Source organism: Streptomyces sp. NPDC043952 (genome assembly GCF_056435325.1).
The window spans coordinates 277,739-295,526 of record NZ_JBWKES010000004.1; the positions used below are offsets into that span (position 1 = coordinate 277,739).

Annotated in this window: 13 protein-coding genes and 1 pseudogene; 3 read left to right on the forward strand and 11 right to left on the reverse strand. The window is 73.2% G+C overall.

Annotation, left to right across the window (positions count from 1 at the left end):
- Window positions 1–39: 39 nt before the first annotated feature.
- From AC069R_RS06845 to lipB, 3 genes are all read right to left on the reverse strand, one after another.
- Window positions 40–237 (reverse strand): SCO2195 family GlnR-regulated protein, encoded by a 198-nt coding sequence (locus AC069R_RS06845; RefSeq protein ID WP_397987314.1) that lies wholly within the window; start codon window positions 235–237, stop codon window positions 40–42.
- A gap of 242 nt (window positions 238–479) precedes the next feature.
- Complete coding sequence (lipA, locus tag AC069R_RS06850) at window positions 480–1,445, reverse strand: lipoyl synthase (RefSeq protein WP_478765173.1); 966 nt, start codon at window positions 1,443–1,445, stop codon at window positions 480–482.
- Between the two features lie 117 nt (window positions 1,446–1,562).
- Window positions 1,563–2,360, reverse strand: coding sequence for a lipoyl(octanoyl) transferase LipB (gene lipB / locus AC069R_RS06855; RefSeq protein ID WP_478765175.1), 798 nt, complete (start codon window positions 2,358–2,360; stop codon window positions 1,563–1,565).
- A 232-nt stretch (window positions 2,361–2,592) separates the two neighbouring features.
- On the opposite strand from lipB, the gene AC069R_RS06860 reads away from it, so the two are divergent.
- Window positions 2,593–4,047 (forward strand): tetratricopeptide repeat protein, encoded by a 1,455-nt coding sequence (locus AC069R_RS06860; RefSeq protein WP_478765177.1) that lies wholly within the window; start codon window positions 2,593–2,595, stop codon window positions 4,045–4,047.
- A gap of 243 nt (window positions 4,048–4,290) precedes the next feature.
- Here the strand turns inward: AC069R_RS06860 and AC069R_RS06865 are convergent, their stop codons facing one another.
- Entirely contained in the window at window positions 4,291–5,652 is a 1,362-nt protein-coding gene (locus tag AC069R_RS06865; RefSeq protein ID WP_478765178.1) for an NAD(P)/FAD-dependent oxidoreductase, read from the reverse strand.
- 348 nt (window positions 5,653–6,000) lie between these two features.
- Here AC069R_RS06865 and AC069R_RS06870 point away from each other — a divergent pair, with 348 nt between their 5' ends.
- Complete coding sequence (locus tag AC069R_RS06870) at window positions 6,001–6,489, forward strand: N-acetyltransferase family protein (RefSeq protein ID WP_478765179.1); 489 nt, start codon at window positions 6,001–6,003, stop codon at window positions 6,487–6,489.
- A gap of 21 nt (window positions 6,490–6,510) precedes the next feature.
- Here the strand turns inward: AC069R_RS06870 and AC069R_RS06875 are convergent, their stop codons facing one another.
- On the reverse strand, window positions 6,511–7,692 hold the full coding sequence (locus tag AC069R_RS06875; protein ID WP_478765181.1) for a MarP family serine protease: 1,182 nt from the start codon (window positions 7,690–7,692) through the stop codon (window positions 6,511–6,513).
- A gap of 196 nt (window positions 7,693–7,888) precedes the next feature.
- Between AC069R_RS06875 and AC069R_RS06880 the strand changes: the two are divergent.
- Window positions 7,889–8,692 (forward strand): annotated as a pseudogene (locus AC069R_RS06880) (peptidoglycan recognition protein family protein); the annotation flags it as partial.
- A gap of 208 nt (window positions 8,693–8,900) precedes the next feature.
- On the opposite strand, the gene AC069R_RS06885 reads toward AC069R_RS06880, so the two are convergent.
- The 6 genes from AC069R_RS06885 to lpdA all read right to left on the reverse strand — a co-directional run bounded on the left by AC069R_RS06885 (window position 8,901) and on the right by lpdA (window position 17,593).
- Entirely contained in the window at window positions 8,901–9,419 is a 519-nt protein-coding gene (locus tag AC069R_RS06885; protein WP_478765183.1) for a DUF4240 domain-containing protein, read from the reverse strand.
- Window positions 9,420–9,477: 58 nt separating this feature from the next.
- Complete coding sequence (locus tag AC069R_RS06890; protein ID WP_478765185.1) at window positions 9,478–10,455, reverse strand: helix-turn-helix transcriptional regulator; 978 nt, start codon at window positions 10,453–10,455, stop codon at window positions 9,478–9,480.
- A gap of 81 nt (window positions 10,456–10,536) precedes the next feature.
- Window positions 10,537–13,248 carry a pyruvate dehydrogenase (acetyl-transferring), homodimeric type gene (aceE, locus tag AC069R_RS06895; RefSeq protein ID WP_478765187.1) on the reverse strand — a complete coding sequence of 904 codons (2,712 nt, stop codon included), beginning with the start codon at window positions 13,246–13,248 and terminating at the stop codon, window positions 10,537–10,539.
- Between the two features lie 288 nt (window positions 13,249–13,536).
- Window positions 13,537–14,160, reverse strand: coding sequence for a GntR family transcriptional regulator (locus AC069R_RS06900; RefSeq protein ID WP_046421248.1), 624 nt, complete (start codon window positions 14,158–14,160; stop codon window positions 13,537–13,539).
- A 193-nt stretch (window positions 14,161–14,353) separates the two neighbouring features.
- Window positions 14,354–16,144, reverse strand: a complete 1,791-nt coding sequence (gene sucB, locus AC069R_RS06905) for a 2-oxoglutarate dehydrogenase, E2 component, dihydrolipoamide succinyltransferase (protein ID WP_478765188.1) — start codon at window positions 16,142–16,144, stop codon at window positions 14,354–14,356.
- Between the two features lie 60 nt (window positions 16,145–16,204).
- Window positions 16,205–17,593 carry a dihydrolipoyl dehydrogenase gene (gene lpdA / locus AC069R_RS06910; RefSeq protein ID WP_471059285.1) on the reverse strand — a complete coding sequence of 463 codons (1,389 nt, stop codon included), beginning with the start codon at window positions 17,591–17,593 and terminating at the stop codon, window positions 16,205–16,207.
- Window positions 17,594–17,788 lie beyond the last annotated feature (195 nt).

Below are 17,788 nucleotides of genomic sequence, written 5' to 3' on the forward strand. Positions count from 1 at the left end.
GGAGCGCGGACGACGGCAGTGCCCGCGGGGGCGGCGGGGCTACGAGCCGTCCGCGGACCGCTCGTAGAAGCGCTGCGCCTCCACCCGGTCCCTGGCCCGGCGGCGGTCCTCCAGGACCGAGGTCCAGGCGTTGCGGCGGGCGGTGCGCTGGCCGCCGCTCATCAGCAGCGACTCGACGGCGCGGAGGGCGTCGGTGAGGGAGGGGATGGCGGTGGCGCGTACCGGCGGGGCCTGCATGATCGAGATACCCCCTGCGAGCGGGTGGTGTACGAGGCGTGATTCGAGGGTCACTGATTGGTGTTACCAGGGCGTGTCCGAGCGGTCAAACACCGATGAAACCTTGATACGGCGGCCGCAAACCCTGACGCGGCCCTGACGGGTGCCCTCATCAGCGAGGACGGTCAGGACCGCGTCGAACCGGCCGCTACTGGCCGGTAATTACTTGTGCGCGAATTCACACACGGTGAGGCGCATGGCGCTCACACGGCCTGGCTCGCGACGTAGCTGCCGCGCTTCTCGATCGCCATCTGGTAAAGGCGCCCGGCGCGGTACGAGGAGCGCACCAGCGGGCCGGACATCACCCCGGAGAAGCCCAGCTCCTCGGCCTCCTCCTTCAGCTCCACGAACTCCTGCGGCTTCACCCAGCGCTCGACCGGGTGGTGGCGCACGGAGGGGCGCAGGTACTGCGTGATGGTGATCAGCTCGCAGCCGGCCTCGTGCAGCTGCCTCAGCGCCTCGCTGACCTCCTCGCGGGTCTCGCCCATGCCGAGGATCAGGTTGGACTTGGTGACCAGGCCGAAGTCGCGGGCGTCGGTGATGACCTTCAGGGAGCGCTCGTAACGGAAGCCGGGGCGGATCCGCTTGAAGATCCGGGGCACCGTCTCGACGTTGTGCGCGAAGACCTCGGGGCGGGACTCGAAGACCTCGGCCAGCTGCTCGGGGACCGCGTTGAAGTCCGGGGCGAGCAGTTCGACCTTCGTACGGCCCTCCGCGCGCTCGGCGGTCTGCCGGTGGATCTGGCGCACGGTCTCGGCGTACAGCCAGGCGCCGCCGTCCGGCAGGTCGTCGCGGGCGACACCGGTGATGGTGGCGTAGTTGAGGTCCATCGTGACCACCGACTCGCCCACCCGGCGGGGCTCGTCGCGGTCCAGGGCCTCGGGCTTGCCCGTGTCGATCTGGCAGAAGTCACAGCGCCGGGTGCACTGGTCGCCGCCGATGAGGAAGGTGGCCTCGCGGTCCTCCCAGCACTCGTAGATGTTCGGGCAGCCGGCTTCCTGGCAGACCGTGTGCAGGCCCTCGCTCTTCACGAGGTTCTGCATCTTGGTGTACTCGGGGCCCATTTTCGCCCGCGTCTTGATCCACTCGGGCTTGCGCTCGATGGGGGTCTGGCTGTTGCGGACCTCCAGGCGCAGCAATTTGCGTCCGTCGGGTGCGACTGCGGACACGACCGGCTCCCTCAGCTTTGATTCTTCGGCGTCCCCCAGGGTACGCCCGTGTTCTGCACGCCCTGGCGCCGAGATCAACCTCACGACCGCAGGGCGCATTCCCGCGCGGGGGATCCGTCAGGCCGACGCCTTCTCGACCGGCCGCGGCCGGAGGTCGGCGTTCTCCAGGACGTCCCGCAGATGCTTCTCGGCCACCGGCACGACCTCGTCCACCGTGACGTCCCGGCCCAGCTCGCCGGCCAGGGAGGCCACGCCCGCGTCGCGGATGCCGCACGGGATGATCCGGTCGAACCACTTCATGTCGGGGCAGACGTTGAACGAGAAGCCGTGCATGGTGACGCCCTTGGCGACCCGGATGCCGATCTGGGCGATCTTGCGGTCCTCGCGGCGCTGGCCGGCGTTGGAGGGCGCGTACTCCGGGCCGTTGAGACGGGGGTCGAACTCCTCGTCGGTCAGCCGGGGGTCGAAGTCCAGGGAGAGTCCGCCGAGCGCGGGCCGCTGCTCGACCGGGTCGCCGAGCACCCACACCCCGCTGCGCCCCTCGACGCGGGTGGTCTCCAGGCCGAACTCCGCGCAGGTGCGGATCAGGGCCTCCTCCAGGCGCCGTACGTGCGCCACCACGTCCACCGGGCGCGGGAGCTTCTGGATCGGGTAGCCCACCAGCTGGCCGGGGCCGTGCCAGGTGATCTTGCCGCCGCGGTCCACGTCGATCACCGGGGTGCCGTCCAGCGGCCGCTCGCTGTCCTCGGTGCGCCGGCCCGCCGTGTAGACCGGGGGGTGCTCCAGGAGCAGCACGGTGTCCGGGATCTCGTCGGCGAACCGGGCGGCGTGCACCCGGCGCTGCTCGTCCCATGCCTCCTGGTAGTCGACGGCCTCCGCGCCGAACCCCATACGGACGAACCGCAATTCACTCACGGCAAGCGCCTCCCTAGCGATGTCAGGCACGTCACGCGCCCACGCCACTGTACGTCCGTCCGTGGGACGTCAGCCCTGCGGGCAATCCTCACACGATCGGATGAATGAAAGCTGAAGTATCCGAGCGGGTGCTCACTCTCCGCTACATTCGCGCCGTTCATGAGGCCAAAAGGGCTGCTCACAGGCAATCCCGGCACGTAACGAGGCCCGGAGGCAGGAGACCGCACCACCGATGACGGACCGACCCGCGCAGCGCACCCCCAACCGTCAGCTCGCCGCGCTCATCGCAGAGGCGGGGTTCTCCAACGCGGGTCTGGCCCGGCGCGTCGACCAGCTCGGCCTCGAACACGGGCTGGATCTCAGATACGACAAGACCTCCGTCACCCGCTGGCTGCGCGGCCAGCAGCCGAGGGGTACGACGCCCGCGCTGATCGCCGAGGTGTTCACCCGCCGGCTCGGCCGCCGGCTCTCCGCCCAGGACCTCGGCCTGGACGCGTGCGCGCCGGTGTACGCCGGGCTGGAGTTCGCGGCCACCCCGGAGGAGGCCGTGGACATCGTCAGCGGGCTGTGGCGCAAGGACTCCGGCAGCCACGCCGAGCTGCGCAAGATCGCGTTCACCCCGGCGGGGCTCGTGGTGCCCAGCCGGGACTGGCTGATCGGCAAGCCCGACGAACGGGTGGCCAGGGAGCCGGCGCCGCGGGTGCCCGCGCAGGGCCGGCCGGGCGTGCCGCGGCCCCCGGCCGCCCGGCCCCGGACGCGCGGACCCCTGGAGCGGGTCCCCGGACACCGGGTCGGCGCGGGCGACATCGCCGCGCTGCGCTCGGTGGGCGAGCTGTTCCGCACCCTGGACGACCGCTTCGGCGGCGGACACGCGCGGCAGGCGCTGGTGCGGTACCTGGAGCACGAGTGCGAGCCGATGCTGCGCGGCAGCTACGACGAGCACACCGGGCGCCGGCTGTTCTCGGCGGCGGCGGACCTGACCCGGCTGGCGGGCTGGACGTCGTACGACATCGCGGCGCACGGGCTGGCCCAGCGGTACTTCGTGCAGGCGCTGCGGCTCGCGCAGGCGGCGGGCGACCGGCCGTACGGCTCCTTCGTGCTGGTCACGATGAGCAGGCAGGCGGTGTACCTCGGGCACGGCCGGGAGGCGGTGCAGCTCGCGCGGGTTGCCCAGCAGGGGATCGGCACCGGGGGACCGCCGGCCGTGCAGTCGCTGCTGCACGCGGCGGAGGCGCGGGCGCACGGCGTGCTGGGGGAGGTGCGGGCGTGCACGGCCGCGCTGGTGCGGGCCGAGCGGGCGCTGGAGGCGGCCCGGCCGGGGGACGAAGTGCCGTACTGGGCGCGGTTCTTCGACGAGGCGCAGCTCGCGGACGAGCTGGGGCACTGCCACCGGGACCTCCAGCAGTTCCGGGCCGCCGCGCAACACGCGGAGCGTTCCCTCCAGTTGCGCGCGCCCGCGTACGCCCGCAGCCGGCTGTTCTGCCGGGTCGTCCTCGCCACGGCCCGCCTCGGCCTCGGCGAACTCGACCAGGCGTGCGCGCTGGCCGCCGAGGCCGCGGTCCAGGCGGCGGACATGCGCAGCGCGCGGGCCATCGAGTACATCCGCGACTTCGAACGCCGCCTGGAGCCCTACAAGGACGCGGCCCCGGCCCGGACCTACCACGAGAAGGTGGCGGCCCTGAACTGAGGCCGGCCGGACCTGAACTGAAGTGGGCCGGATCCGATCTGGTGCCGGTCGGTTCCACGTCCGCCGCGACGGCGCCCGGCCACGGCGGTGGTGGTCGGCGGTGCCGGGCCGGCCTCGGCCGGTCGTCGGGCCGGGCAGGGTTCGGCACCGCAGGGAAGCGCCGTCGTGGTTGCTCGCCGTCGCGGCGGGATCAGGGAGGCGGTCGATTCGGAGCGCGCCGCCGCGACGGCGCCGGCGGAGGTGTCAGGCGGCCCTCGGCATCGTCGGGGCCGGGTCGGCGCTGTGCAGGGAACCCGTGGCGCCGAGGTCCGAGAGGATGGACCGGGCGGCGCGGTGGGCGGAGTGCAGGGCGCCCTGGAGGGTGCTGGTGCCGCGGTGGTCGCCGCAGACGTACAGGCCGGCGAGGAGGCGCACCGGGCGGCGGAGGTCGTGCGGGGGGCGCATGACCGGGACCGCCTCCGGGGTGTGGTGCACGGCCAGCGTCTCCCAGCGGCGCGTGGAGGTGCCGTAGAGGCGGGAGAGGTGGATGCGGACCGCGGTGTCCACCCCCTCCGGCGGGGTGCCGAGCACCGTCGAGGAGATCAGCACCCGGCCGGCCGGCGCCCGGCTCGGGTCGACGTTGCTGAGCACCGACGTGTGCGCCACCGGCCCGCCCCGGTCCGCGTCCAGCAGCAGCGAGGCGCCGGTGGAGAACGCCGCCGCCGGCTCGTCCGTCGTGTGGTGGACCACCGTCACCGGATGGAACCGGGGCACCCTGAGCCCCGGCAGCAGCTCCGCCGCCGAGCGCGCGTCGGTCGCCAGCAGCACCGCACGGCAGCGGATCTCCCCGTGTTCCGCCGTGGTCACCGACGTGGTGGACACCGAGGTGGCCCGCACCCCGGTGTGCACGGTGCCCGGCGGCAGTGCCCGCGCCAGCAGCTCCGGCAGCATGTCCGCGCCGCCCTCCGGCACGCACAGCCGCCCGCCCGCGAACGCCCGCAGCGCCAGGTCGGCGCACCTGCTGGACGTCGTCAGCTCCGGGTCGCACAGCAGCGCGGCGAGCAGCGGCCGCAGGAACCCCTCGACCGTGCGGGCCGGCACCCCGCGGGCCGCGAGGGCCTGCGCGGCGGGCAGCTCCGGGCGGGCGAGAAGCCGCTCGACCGGCATCGTGGCGATCCGGTTCAGCGCCGCGCCCAGCCGCGCCTGGTCCATCGCGCCGCCCACCGGGGCGCCCCTGCCGGGCGGCGCCGCCGCGCCCCTGGGGGCGCTCGCCAGGGCGCGCACCGCATGGAGTGCGCCCCTCGCGCTTCCCCCGCTCGCCGGCGCGCCCGCCCGGTGGGTGCGCCCGTCGCGGTGCAGCAGCACGCCCGGCGCGAAGGACCGCAGGACCAGGGAGTCCAGCCCCGGTGTCAGCCGGAGCTCGGGATACGCGGTGGACAGCAGCTGTCCGATACGGTCGAGCCGGAAACCGTCGACCTTCTCCGTCGACATGCGGCCGCCGACACACGAGGCGGCCTCCAGGACCGCGGTCGTTACTCCTGCGCTGGTGAGCCGGTGGGCCGCCGAGAGACCGGCGATGCCGGCCCCCACGATGACGACGTCCACCTGGTTCGCGGGCTCAAGCACGAGGCCCCTCCTGTGGTTGCGCTGAGCGGTCGGTGGAGACGTTGTGCCCCCAACCGGCTTCAGGGATACGCGAGTTCGCGTCGAGTATCAGTGCCGTGATCGGTCGTAAGGAGTCGCGCATCGACAGGGCACGGTCGCATGGAGGTCGCATACGGTCACATCCGTTCCGTGCGCCGCACGGCGCCCTCGCGCGCCACGACGAAGCGCCCGCGCGCGCCCGGAGCGCGGAGCGCGGGGCGTGGGGAGCGGGGCACGGGACAACGGGCGCGGGACAAGGGGCGCGGGGGGTGGGCACGCGGCGCGGAAACCCGCTGGGCCCCCCGCACCCGCCCGCTTAAGGTGACCCCCATGCCCGAGCCGCACATACGCCCCGCCACGCCCGCCGACGAGGAACCCCTCGCCCGCCTCGAACGGGACACCTGGTCCACCCTGCACGCGGTGATGCCCCGCCCCGAGCCGCCGTACCCGCCGGTCTTCGACGAGCGCCACCACCCCGGCGACTTCCTCCTCGCCGAGCTGGACGGCCGCGTCGCCGGCTACGTCCGCCTCGCCCAGATGATCCCGCTCCCCGCGCACGCCCACGTCCTCACGATCCAGGGCTTCGTGGTCGCCGAGGAGGCCCGCGGCCGGGGCCTGGGGCGGGCGCTGATCCGGGCCGCCGTCGCCGAGGCCCGCGCGCGCGGCGCCCGCCGCCTCACCCTGCGCGTGCTCGGCCACAACACCCCGGCCAGGAAGCTCTACGAGGCCGAGGGCTTCGCCGTCGAGGGCGTCCTGCCGGGCGAGTTCCTCCTCGACGGCGCCTACGTCGACGACATCTGCATGGGCCGCGCCCTGTAACAGGGCAACCGCACCGCCCGCTCAGCCCACCAGCGCACCTGTGTCCACCGCCGCCGTCGCCGTCGCCCCCCGCCGGGCGTCCGACGCCACCTCGGAGGCCGTCAGCACGTACCCCGTCTCGGCGTCCGAGGTGGAGCGGGCGAACACCACCCCGAACACCCGCCCGTCCGTCGTCAGCAGCGGCCCGCCGGAGTTGCCGGGCCGGACCGTGGAGCGGATCGAGTAGATCCGGCGGGTGACCGCGCCGTCGCTGTAGATGTTCTGCCCGGTCGCCCGCACCAGGTTCCCCACGGTCGCCGCCTGGAGGTTCAGGCCGCCGTCCTGCGGATAGCCCGCCACCACCGCCGAGTCCCCGCGCGAGGCCCCGGTGTCGAAGCGCAGCACCGGCGCGTCGAGCCCCGGCACGTACAGCACCGCCACATCCCGGTCGGGATCGAACAGCACCACCCGCGCCGGGTACACCGGGCCGACCCCGCCCACCCGCACGCTCGGCCGGGCGATGCCCGCCACCACGTGCGCGTTGGTCATCACCCGCCCCGGCGCGTACACGAACCCGCTGCCCTCCCGGCCCTCGCTGCCCGAGACACCCTCGATCTTGACGGTGCTCGCCTTGGCGGCGTTCGTCGCGGCCACCGTCACGCTGTCCCCGGTGGGGCGCGGCACCTGCGCCGTCGACTCGTTCTCGAACGGGTTGAAGACCTGCGGGAAGCCCGCGTCCGTCAGCGCCGAGGTGGCCCGCGAGAACCAGGCGGGCGTGGTGTCCGGCATCGTCCGCTGCACGGCGCCGAGCAGCGAGGAGTCCCGGATCGCCGTGGTCAGGGCCGGCGAGGGGGCCGCGCTGAGCACGCTCGCCGCCACCCAGGCCACGATCAGCACCGCGACCGCGTTGGCCGCCGCGCCCCCGACGCCGTCCACCACGCGCAGCGGGCCCCGGTCCAGTCCGCCGCGCAGCCGCAGCGCGAGCCGGCCCGCCAGCTCATGGCCCACCGCGGCGGGCACCAGCACGGTCAGCACCGCGAGCACCGTCGCGGTCGCCGTGCCCCGCTCCACCTGGCCGGTCACCCACGGCAGCGCCCATACGCCGACGACCGCGCCGCCGACGAACCCGGCCAGCGAGACGCACCCGGCCACCAGGCCGCGCCGGTATCCGGACGCGGCGTACAGGAGGATCACCAGCACCAGCAGCAGATCGAGGAGGTCCACGGAGCCGCCTTTCTCTTCGGACCCCGCACACGGGCGGGTCGGGCCCGCTGAAGGGTCACAGGTACATGATCGGGCGCCGACGGCGAACCGGCCACGTGTGCCGCTACCCACAGAAACGTCCCGGACCGGGACGTTGGTTCCGCCAGGTGGCACAGCGCACATCGCGGGCAGGGACGGCCGGCTCAAGAGTGGGACCATGTCCGTCGTCCGAAGGGCCAGGAGGATCGTCCCCGGCCCGCTGCTGGTGCTGCTGGGCTCCCTGCCCGGACTGCTGGCCGTCCTCGCGCTCGCCCTGTACGCGCGCGGCGCCGAGCGGGCCGCCCTGATCCCGCCCGACCGGCCCGCCGCGCTGGACCTGCGCTCCGCCGCGCCGGGGACCGGGAGCGCCCACCTCGCCGGGCGGCCCCTGATCGTGCCGCGCTCCGCCTGGCTGGACCGCGCAACCGGGCACGCCCAGCCGCCGCCGCGTTACGACGACAGGGTGATCGCCGTCTTCGTGCACCACACCGACTCGCCCAACGGCTACCGGTGCGCGGACACCCCCGAGATCATCCGCCGCCTGTACGCCGGTCAGACCGGCGCCCGGCGGTGGGACGACATCGGCTACAACTTCCTCGTGGACCGCTGCGGCACGATCTACGAGGGCCGCGCGGGCGGCGTCGACCGGGCCGTCACCGGCGCCCACGCGCAGGGCTTCAACCACCGCACCGCCGGGATCGCCGCGATCGGCACCTTCACCGCGGGGGTGCCGGTGCCGCGGGCCATGACCGACGCCATCGCGGCCCTCGCCGCCTGGAAACTGGGCCTGGCCGACATCGATCCGCGCGCGTGGGTACGGCTGGTCTCCAGCAACGGGCACAGCCGCTTCCGCGCGGGCACCGCGGTCACGCTGCCCGCCATCGCCGGTCACAACGACGGGTTCATGACCAACTGCCCCGGCGCCGCCCTCGCCGCCCGGCTGCCCGAGATCAGGGAGACGGCGGCCCGCCTCCAGGGCCGCACCCGCCTCCGGCACCGGACTCCTACGCCGACCCGACCCGCCACGCACGCGCCGGGCACGCCCGCACCCATCACCCCATCACCGGGCACGCGCCCGCCCGCCACGCACCAGCCGAACGCACCCACCACGCCCCCGCCCACCACGCATCCGCTCGCCACCACGCACCCGCCGAGCCGCCGCCCCGCCCCGGCGTCGTCCCGACCGCCCCTCAGCCCCTGAAGCGTTCCCAGAGCCTGGGGTAGAGGCGGGCGAGCAGCGCGTCGTCCTCCAGGTCGAGCGGCGTGCCCGCCGGTTCCGCGGGGGCCGGCGGGAGGCCGAGGTCGGCGGCCACGGTGCCGGTGAGCTGCTCGTACGCCTCGTCGGCCGCGTACCCCAGCTCCTCGGCGTCGCCGTCGACCTCCTCGTCGAAGTCGTCCAGCAGCCCGGCCAGCGCGTCCGGGTCGTGCAGGGCGCCCTCGAACACCTCCCGGCCCTGGCCGATCAGCCAGCACCGGAAGAAGTCGAACGCGTCGTCGCCGGCCCCGTCCAGGAGCACCGCGGCGGCGCCCCACAGGTCCCAGCGGTAGGCGCGGTTGTAGCGGGCCTCGAAGTGACGGGCGAAGTCCAGGACCTGCTCCGGGTCCAGCTGGACGAGCCGGTCCACCAGCAGCTCGGCCTGGTCCTCGGGATCGCCCCCGGCGGCCTCGCGCGTGCTGTCGACCAGCTCCCAGAACTCCGTCTCGTCCATCACCGCTCCAGCATCGGGCCTGCGCCGGTGGGGCGCACGCGGGAGTACGACGGCCGCGTCACCCCGCGCCGTACAGCTCCGCGAGCCGCGCCGCGTCCCGCGCGAACCGCTCCCGCAGGCTCCCCGGCGCCAGCACCTCCACCTCGGGCCCGAGCCCGGTCAGCTGGGCGTACGCCACCTCCTCCGACTCCACCGGCAGCGTCGCCGTCACCCACCCCGACCCGTCCGGCTCCCCGGCACCGGCCAGCCCCTCCCGCGCGGCCGGCGCGCCGACGGCTTCCGGCAGCCGGCGCACCCCCTCGGGGGAGAGCCGTACGACGGCCTCGGCGCGCAGCAGCGAGCGCGCGAACCGCTCGGCCTGGGCGGCCCAGTAACCGGGGAGGTCGAAGTCCTCGTCGCGCCGGAAACGGAGGTCCGCCGTGTCCACGGCGGCAAACCGGTCGACGCGGTAGGTGCGGAAGGCCCCCGCGTCCGGCACCCGCGCGCACAGGTACCAGGCGCCCGCCTTCAGCACCAGCCCGTACGGCTCCAGCAGCCGCTCCACCTCGCCGTCCCCGCGCCGGTACCGGGCCGTGACGCACCGGTCGTCCCACACCGCCTCGGCGAGCGCGGGCAGCAGCGCGGGCGTCTCGGGCGCGCGGAACCAGGCGGGCGCGTCCAGATGGAAGCGCTGGGCCGCGGTGCGGGGGGCGTCCTGGAGGGCGGGCAGCAGCGCCGCCGCCACCTTCAGCCGGGCCGCCGACGCCGCGTCCGCCAGCCCCATCTCCCGCAGCGCCCCCGGCACCCCGCTGAGGAACAGCGCCTCCGCCTCGCCGCGCGCCAGCCCCGTCAGCCGCGTCCGGTACCCGCCGACCAGCCGGTACCCGCCCGAGCGCCCCCGGTCCGCGTACACCGGCACGCCCGCCTCCGACAGCGCCTGCGCGTCCCGCATCACCGTCCGCTCCGACACCTCCAGCTCCCGCGCCAGCTCGCCGGCGGTCATACAGGACCGCGCCTGGAGGAGGAGCACCATCTTGATGAGCCGGGCCGCACGCATGGCCCCCATGATGCCGGGGGGCACTGACAGAGAAGGGGTACGGCAGCCTGCCGTACCCCTTCCCCCGACCCGCCGCGGTGCTTACAGGCCGTACTTCTCCCGCGCCTCCTTCACCGCCGTCGCCTTGACCTCGCCGCGCTTGGCGAGCTGGGCGAGGGCGGCGACCACGATGGACTCGGCGTCCACGCCGAAGTGCCGGCGGGCGGCCGGACGGGTGTCCGAGAGGCCGAAGCCGTCGGTGCCGAGCGAGGACCAGTCCTGCTCGACCCACTGCGCGATCTGGTCCGGGACCTGGCGCATGTAGTCGGAGACCGCGAGGACCGGGCCCTCGGCGCCCTGGAGCGCCTGGCGGACGAACGGCACGCGCTCCTCGCCGCGCAGCAGGGCCGCGTCGGCCTCCAGCGCGTCACGGCGCAGCTCGGTCCAGGACGTCGCCGACCAGACGTCGGCCGCGATGCCCCACTCCTCGGCCAGCAGGCGCTGCGCGTCCAGCGCCCAGTGGATCGCCGTGCCGGAACCCAGCAGCTGGATGCGCGGCGCGTTCGCCGGGACCGTCACACCCGCGGACTCCGCGGTGTTGAAGCGGTACAGGCCCTTGACGATGCCCTCGTCGACGCCGGGGACACCGGGCTTCGCGGGCTGCGGCAGCGGCTCGTTGTAGACGGTGAGGTAGTAGAAGACGTTCTGGTCCTCGCCCGGCTTGGCCTCGCCGTACATCCGGCGCAGGCCCTCGCGGACGATCACCGCGATCTCGTAGGCGAACGCGGGGTCGTACGACAGCGCGGCCGGGTTGGTCGCGGCGATCACCGGCGAGTGGCCGTCGGCGTGCTGGAGGCCCTCGCCCGTCAGCGTCGTACGGCCGGCCGTCGCGCCGACGAGGAAGCCACGGCCGAGCTGGTCGCCGAGCTGCCACATCTGGTCGGCGGTGCGCTGCCAGCCGAACATCGAGTAGAAGATGTAGAACGGGATCATCGCCTCGCCGTGCGTCGCGTACGCGGTGGACGCGGCGATGAAGTCGGCCATCGAACCGGCCTCGGTGATCCCCTCGTTGAGGATCTGGCCGTTCTCGGCCTCCTTGTAGTACATCAGCTGGTCGCGGTCGACCGGCTCGTACGTCTGGCCCTTGGGGGAGTAGATCCCGAGCGAGGGGAACAGCGACTCCATGCCGAAGGTGCGCGCCTCGTCCGGGACGATCGGCACCCACCGCTTGCCCGTCTCCTTGTCGCGGACCAGGTCCTTGACGAGGCGGACGAAGGCCATCGTGGTCGCCACGTTCTGCGAACCGGAACCCTTGTCGAAGGAGGTGAACGCCTTCTCGGCCGGGGCGGGCAGCGGGGCCAGCGGGTGCGTACGACGGGCCGGGGCCGGGCCGCCGAGGGCCGCGCGGCGCTCCTGGAGGTAGCGGACCTCGGGGGAGTCGGCGCCGGGGTGGCCGTAGGGCACCACGCCGTCCACGAAGTCGCTGTCCTTGATCGGCAGGCCGAGCAGGTCCCGCATCGTCTTGAACTCGTCCACCGTCAGCTTCTTCATCTGGTGGTTGGCGTTCTTCGACGCGAAGCCGTCGCCCAGGGTGTGGCCCTTGACCGTCTGGGCCAGGATCACGGTCGGCGCGCCCTTGTGCTCGACGGCCGCCTTGTACGCGGCGTACACCTTGCGCGCCTCGTGACCGCCGCGCGAGAGGTGGAAGCACTCCAGGATCTTGTCGTCGCTGAGCAGCTTCGCCATCTCCACCAGCGCCGGGTCGGCGCCGAAGAAGTCCTGGCGGATGTAGGCGGCGTCGCGGGTCTGGTACGTCTGCACCTGCGCGTCCGGCACCTGGCGCAGCCGGCGGACCAGCGCGCCCGTGGTGTCGAGCGCGAACAGCTCGTCCCAGGCGGTGCCCCACAGCGTCTTGACGACGTTCCAGCCGGCGCCGCGGAACTGGGCCTCCAGCTCCTGCACGATCTTGAAGTTGGCGCGGACCGGGCCGTCCAGGCGCTGCAGGTTGCAGTTGATGACGAAGGTCAGGTTGTCCAGACCCTCGCGGGAGGCGAGCGCCAGGGCCGCCGTGGACTCCGGCTCGTCCATCTCGCCGTCGCCGAGGAACGCCCATACGTGCGAGGCCGAGACGTCCTTGATGCCGCGGTTGGTGAGGTAGCGGTTGAAGCGCGCCTGGTAGATCGCCGACAGCGGGCCGAGGCCCATGGAGACGGTCGGGAACTCCCACAGCCAGGGCAGCCGGCGCGGGTGCGGGTACGACGGCAGACCGTCGCCGCCCGCCTCCTGGCGGAAGTTGTCCAGCTGCGCCTCGCTCAGGCGGCCGTCCAGGAAGGCGCGGGCGTAGATGCCGGGGGAGGCGTGGCCCTGGATGTACAGCTGGTCGCCGGACCCGGCGGCTTCCCCGGTGTCCTTGCCCTTGAAGAAGTGGTTGAACCCGGTCTCGTAGAGCCAGGCCGCGGAGGCGAAGGTGGCGATGTGGCCGCCGACGCCGTGCTTGCTGCCGCGGGTGACCATCGCGGCCGCGTTCCAGCGGTTCCAGGCGGTGATCCGGGCCTCCATCTCCGGGTCGCCGGGCAGGGCCGGTTCCGCGGAGGTGGGGATGGTGTTGACGTAGTCCGTCTCCAGCAGCTTCGGCAGCGCGATGCCGCCCGCCTCGGCGCGCTCCAGCGTGCGCCGCATCAGGTACGCGGCGCGATGCGGGCCTGCCTCCCTGGCCACGGCGTCCAGGGAGGCCTGCCATTCGGCGGTCTCCTCGGGGTCGCGGTCCGGGAGCTGGTCGAGCTCGCTCGGCTGGATGGCGTGGGGGTCGGTCATGTCGCCGCCTTCCTCAGTCGAAGGGGGTTCCCTCATCGGTAAGGGTTCGGGGGTGCCCTTGGTCTTTGGCAGGACAGGGCAGGCGGACCTCGGGTGGAAGTCCGTCGGTGACTGTAACCCCCTGATCGATGATCGATCAAAGGGTTGAGCGGCAAAACCTCTCGATTCCAAGAAAGTCGGCACCCGGTGCCTTGGAACCGGGCACCCGGTGCCGACTTTGATCAGGGAATTCGCAGGTGAGCGGGGGTGTGCTCGGGTGCGTCGCGTCAGTCGGGCATCAGGCGGACGTCAGGCGCGCGGGGCGCAGCCGAGCACATGCGCCTTCACCAGCTCCGCGATCCGCGGGTCCCGGCGCTTGAACGCCTGCACCAGCTCCTCGTGCTCCTCCGCGTACGACTGCTGCACGGTGCCCAGCCAGCGGATCGACAGGGCGGTGAAGACCTCGATGCCCAGGCCCTCCCAGGTGTGCAGCAGCACCGAGTTGTCGGCGGCGCGCACGAGTTCGCGGTGGAAGCCGACGGTGTGCCGCACCTGCGCGGTGCCGTCGGCGGCCCGGTCGGCCTCGTACAGGGCCAGCACATGGGGTTCCAGGGCCGAGCAGTCGGTGGACAGGCGGTCGGCGGCCAGCTCGGCCGCGATGGCCTCCAGGCCGGCCCGGACGGGGTAGCTCTCCTCCAGGTCGGCCGCCGTGAGGTTGCGGACCCGGACGCCCTTGTTCGGCGCGGACTCGATCAGCCGCAGCGTCTCCAGCTCCCGCAGCGCCTCGCGCACCGGGGTCTGGCTGACCTCCAGCTCGGTGGCGATACGGCGCTCCACGATGCGCTCGCCCGGCTGCCAGCGCCCGCTGACGATCCCCTCCACGATGTGCTCGCGGATCTGTTCGCGCAGCGAGTGGACTACGGGCGCGGTCATGAGGGCTCCTCCCAGGGGGCTGACCTTTAGACAATACGGCGGGTTCGGTCGGCGGGAGCGTGTACGGAGGGCGCTTCAGTGCAGGTGAGACGAGGCTTACACGGCAGGCATGACGACAAACACGAACACCCCGCCCGGAACGTTCCGGACGGGGTGTCGTACCGCTTGATCAGGCCAAAAGCCCCGATCGGGGTCAGAGGCCGAGCTCGACCTCGAACTCGCCGGCCTCCAGGATCGCCTTGACCGCCGTCAGGTAGCGGGCCGCGTCGGCGCCGTCCACCAGGCGGTGGTCGTAGGAGAGGGTCAGGTAGGTCATGTCGCGGACGCCGATGACCGTGCCCTCCTCGGTCTCGATGACGGCCGGACGCTTGACCGTGGCACCGATGCCGAGGATCGCGACCTGGCCCGGCGGCACGATGATCGTGTCGAACAGGGCACCGCGCGAACCGGTGTTGGAGATGGTGAAGGTCGCACCGGACAGCTCGTCCGGGGTGATCTTGTTGGCGCGGACCTTGCCGGCCAGCTCCGCCGTGGCCTTGGCGATGCCCGCGATGTTGAGGTCGCCGGCGTGCTTGATGACCGGGGTCATCAGGCCCTTCTCGGAGTCCACCGCGATACCGACGTTCTCGGTGTCGAAGTAGGTGATCGTGCCCTCGGCCTCGTTGATCTTGGCGTTGATGACCGGGTGGGCCTTCAGCGCCTGCGCGGCGGCCTTGACGAAGAACGGCATCGGGGAGAGCTTGACGCCCTCGCGCGCCGCGAAGGAGTCCTTCGCCCTGGCGCGCAGCCGCATCAGGCGCGTCACGTCGACCTCGACGACCGAGGACAGCTGGGCCTGCTCGTGCAGCGCCTTGACCATGTTGTCGCCGATGACCTTGCGGATGCGGGTCATCTTGACGGTCTGGCCGCGCAGCGGGGAGACCTCCAGCGCCGGGGCCTTCTTGGCGGCCGGGGCGGCGGGGGCGGCCGGAGCCGGAGCGGCGGCGGGCGCCTTCGCGGCCTCGGCGGCGGCGATGACGTCCTGCTTGCGGATACGGCCGCCGACGCCGGTGCCCTTGACGGTGGCCAGGTCGACGCCGTTCTCGGCGGCGAGCTTGCGCACCAGCGGGGTCACGTACGCGCCCTCGTCCGTCGCCTGGGTGGCGGTCGGGGAGGTCGGCGCGGTGGCCGGGGTGACCGGAGCCGGGGCGGGCGCCGGAGCCGGGGCCGGAGCGGCGGGCTGCGCCGGGGCGGCGGGAGCCGGAGCCGGGGCGGCGGCCGGGGCCGGGGCAGCCGGAGCGGCCGGGGCGGGAGCCGGGGTGGGCTCGGCGGCCGGAGCCGGAGCCGGAGCCGGGGCGGCGGGGGCCGGAGCGGCGGCCGGAGCCGCGCCCGGCGCGCCGATGACGGCGAGCTTGGCGCCGACCTCGGCGGTCTCGTCCTCGCCGACCACGATCTCCAGCAGCACGCCGGAGGCGGGCGCCGGGATCTCGGTGTCGACCTTGTCCGTGGAGACCTCGAGCAGCGGCTCGTCGGCCTCGACGGAGTCGCCGACCGACTTCAGCCAGCGGGTGACGGTGCCCTCGGTGACGGACTCGCCGAGCGCGGGCAGGACCACGTCGGTGCCCTGGGCGCCACCGGCGGGGGCGGCGGCCTCGGCGGCCGGAGCCGGCGCGGCGGGGGCCTCGGCGGCCGGGGCCGGGGCGGGCTCGGCCACGGGGGCGGTGGCCTCGGCGGCGGCCGGGGCCGGGGCGGCGGCGGGGGCGCCGCTGCCGTCGTCGATCAGGGCCAGCTCGGCACCGACCTCGACGGTCTCGTCCTCGGCGACCTTGATGGACGCCAGGACGCCGGAGACGGGCGAGGGGATCTCGGTGTCGACCTTGTCGGTCGAGACTTCGAGCAGCGGCTCGTCGGCCTCGACGCGCTCACCCTCGGCCTTCAGCCAACGGGTGACGGTGCCCTCGGTGACGCTCTCACCGAGCGCCGGAAGGGTTACGGAAACCGCCATGGTTTCGGTTGCTCCTTACGAATTGCGGAAGTCTGTGTCGTCGCGCCCGTGACCGAGGGCTCAGTCGTGGGAGTGCAGCGGCTTGCCGGCCAGGGCCAGGTGGGCCTCGCCCATCGCCTCGTTCTGCGTCGGGTGGGCGTGGATGAGCTGGGCCACCTCGGCCGGCAGCGCCTCCCAGTTGTAGATCAGCTGGGCCTCGCCGACCTGCTCGCCCATGCGGTCGCCGACCATGTGGACGCCGACCACGGCACCGTCCTTCACCTGGACGAGCTTGATCTCGCCCGCGGTGTTCAGGATCTTGCTCTTGCCGTTGCCCGCCAGGTTGTACTTCAGAGCGACGACCTTGTCCGCGCCGTAGATCTCCTTGGCCTTGGCCTCGGTGATGCCGACGGAGGCGACCTCCGGGTGGCAGTACGTCACCCGCGGGACACCGTCGTAGTCGATCGGGACGACCTTCAGACCGGCCAGACGCTCCGCCACCAGGATGCCCTCGGCGAAGCCGACGTGCGCGAGCTGGAGGGTCGGGACCAGGTCGCCGACGGCGGAGATGGTCGGGACGTTGGTCCGCATGTACTCGTCGACCAGGACGTAGCCACGGTCCATGGCGACACCCTGCTCCTCGTAGCCGAGGCCCTGGGAGACCGGGCCGCGGCCGACGGCGACGAGGAGGACCTCGGCCTCGAACTCCTTGCCGTCGGCGAGGGTGACCTTGACGCCGTCCTGGGTGTACTCGGCCTTCTGGAAGAAGGTGCCGAGGTTGAACTTGATGCCGCGCTTGCGGAAGGCGCGCTCCAGCAGCTTCGAGGAGTTCTCGTCCTCGACCGGCACGAGGTGCTTGAGGCCCTCGATCACGGTCACGTCGGAGCCGAAGGACTTCCACGCGGAGGCGAACTCGACGCCGATGACACCGCCGCCGAGGATGATCGCGGACTTGGGCACGCGGTCCAGGACGAGGGCGTGGTCGGAGGAGATGATCCGGTTGCCGTCGATCTCCAGGCCCGGCAGCGACTTCGGCACGGAGCCGGTCGCCAGCAGGACGTGGCGGCCCTGGATGCGCTGACCGTTCACATCGACGGAGGTGGGGGAGGACAGCCGGCCCTCGCCCTCGATGTACGTCACCTTGCGGGACGCGATCAGACCCTGGAGGCCCTTGTACAGGCCGGCGATCACGCCGTCCTTGTACTTGTGCACGGCCGGTACGTCGATGCCCTCGAAGGTGGCCTTGACGCCGAACTGCTCGCTCTCGCGGGCCTGGTCGGCGATCTCGCCCGCGTGCAGCAGGGCCTTGGTGGGGATGCAGCCCCGGTGCAGGCAGGTGCCGCCGACCTTGTCCTTCTCGATCAGGGCGACGTCCAGGCCCAGCTGCGCCCCGCGCAGGGCCGCGGCGTAACCACCGCTACCACCGCCGAGGATCACTAGGTCGAAAACGGTGCTGGCGTCGTTCGCCACGTCACGTCCTCCATGCATGTGCGCCTTGCGCCGATCTCCGATGACCGGCGGGCGGCTGGTGTCCGGCCGCTTGATGCTTCGGCCCTTCGGTGGGGGCCCTGTCCTGCCGGGCTCCATCTTTGCACTTGTTGGAGGCGGACGAGACGCCGGGCTGGTGTGTGAGACGTCCCACTCAAGGCGCCGCAAGCACCCCGA

Coding starts and splice junctions, on each gene's coding strand:
- AC069R_RS06890 (WP_478765185.1), bottom strand. CDS start 10,455: ATGCGTGCGGCCCGGCTCATCAAGATGGTGCTCCTCCTCCAGGCGCGG.
- sucB (WP_478765188.1), bottom strand. CDS start 16,144: ATGGCGGTTTCCGTAACCCTTCCGGCGCTCGGTGAGAGCGTCACCGAG.
- AC069R_RS06885 (WP_478765183.1), bottom strand. CDS start 9,419: ATGGACGAGACGGAGTTCTGGGAGCTGGTCGACAGCACGCGCGAGGCC.
- AC069R_RS06870 (WP_478765179.1), top strand. CDS start 6,001: ATGCCCGAGCCGCACATACGCCCCGCCACGCCCGCCGACGAGGAACCC.
- AC069R_RS06845 (WP_397987314.1), bottom strand. CDS start 237: ATGCAGGCCCCGCCGGTACGCGCCACCGCCATCCCCTCCCTCACCGAC.
- AC069R_RS06900 (WP_046421248.1), bottom strand. CDS start 14,160: ATGACCGCGCCCGTAGTCCACTCGCTGCGCGAACAGATCCGCGAGCAC.
- AC069R_RS06860 (WP_478765177.1), top strand. CDS start 2,593: ATGACGGACCGACCCGCGCAGCGCACCCCCAACCGTCAGCTCGCCGCG.
- aceE (WP_478765187.1), bottom strand. CDS start 13,248: ATGACCGACCCCCACGCCATCCAGCCGAGCGAGCTCGACCAGCTCCCG.